This window comes from Acinetobacter sp. YH16031 (assembly GCF_013417335.1).
In the GTDB taxonomy this organism is placed as follows: Bacteria; Pseudomonadota; Gammaproteobacteria; order Pseudomonadales; family Moraxellaceae; genus Acinetobacter.
The window spans coordinates 1-1,098 of record NZ_VPED01000190.1 but is presented as its reverse complement, the minus strand read 5'-3'; the positions used below and the strand labels follow the sequence as shown (position 1 = coordinate 1,098).

The window sequence follows — 1,098 nt, the reverse complement described above, 5'->3', positions numbered from 1 at the left end:
ATATAAAGAAAGGTATTTTAAGTAAAAATTCTGATAATAAGATTGATCTTGCAGAAGCGATCCGGGTATTTGGTGAGCCAGTACAAAAACAGAATGTAAAAGAAACTGTAAAAGTAGACAGTCCAAATTCGGCAGAAGTTTTACTCCTTAGACAGCAGATAGACCTGCTAAAAAATCAGCTAGATGATGCAAAAAATAGAGAAAGCTTCTATCAAAATCAAATTGAAACTATGCAACGACTATTGGAAGCTCCAAAAACCAATACAACGCAATCTGATGATCCAAAATCAAAACAAGCAGAATCCACGGTAGAAGAAAAAGAGGACGTCATAGCTATGCCTCCTAAGGAATCAGAGGTCATCGGGAATAAACGTATTCCTGTCCCTGAACATATTGAGCCAGAACTAGAAAAAAGGGGGTTCTGGAGCCGTTTTTTTAAACCTTATGGCTAATATAAAACAACAGTTAGTTGTAAATTAGTTGTAAATTAGTTGATATAATAACTTATGCTTTTGGAGATAAGTTATGTCTGTTCAAGAACGCTTAAATAAATCTACAGTCCAATTTCTTAAGATTGCACATCATGTTGTATTCGCCAGGAAACGCTATGAAAACGGCAGACAAATAGTAGTTTCCCTGATTTATATTGCACAAGATGCACACCCCATAGCGGCAATCACAGGAACAGAGCGATTTTGGGATTGTCACGACATCAGTAAGGCAACACGATCAATTAGACGACACAATAAAAACTGTCTAATCCTGGATCGCAGAGACTTCATTTTTGAGAAAACGGAAGACCTAAGAGGCTTCAATGGCATCCATTGATTATTCGCCAAAGCTAAACAAAACCGTGGAACATTGATTGTTTTTTGATCGTGAAACATGAAAAATCATAAAAAAAGCCCAATCGGGTGTGATTGGGCTATAAACTAGAAACTACAGCATTGAATTTTCAAGAGAATTATAACGCATTTCGTATAAGGTGTATTATGTTAATTTTAGTAGAACTAATAAATCTATATATTTGAAAATGTCATTTTACTCAATTAAATACTCTTCAGATATTTCACACTGTTCAACAAAAAAATGATCATG

The 1,098-nt window shown here is 34.9% G+C and carries 2 protein-coding genes; both read left to right on the top strand.

Annotation, left to right across the window (positions count from 1 at the left end):
* A partial coding sequence (locus FTV31_RS17080) for a plasmid replication DNA-binding protein (protein WP_180015829.1) occupies positions 1-452 on the top strand: 452 nt, incomplete at its 5' end.
* A gap of 73 nt (positions 453-525) precedes the next feature.
* The gene (locus tag FTV31_RS17075; RefSeq protein ID WP_179995781.1) at positions 526-828 is read left to right on the top strand and encodes a hypothetical protein; all 303 of its coding nucleotides are present in this window, start codon (positions 526-528) and stop codon (positions 826-828) included.
* Positions 829-1,098 lie beyond the last annotated feature (270 nt).

Bases quoted from the DNA above. Each gene is read 5' to 3' on its own strand.
- FTV31_RS17075 (WP_179995781.1), top strand. From the start codon at position 526: ATGTCTGTTCAAGAACGCTTAAATAAATCTACAGTCCAATTTCTTAAG.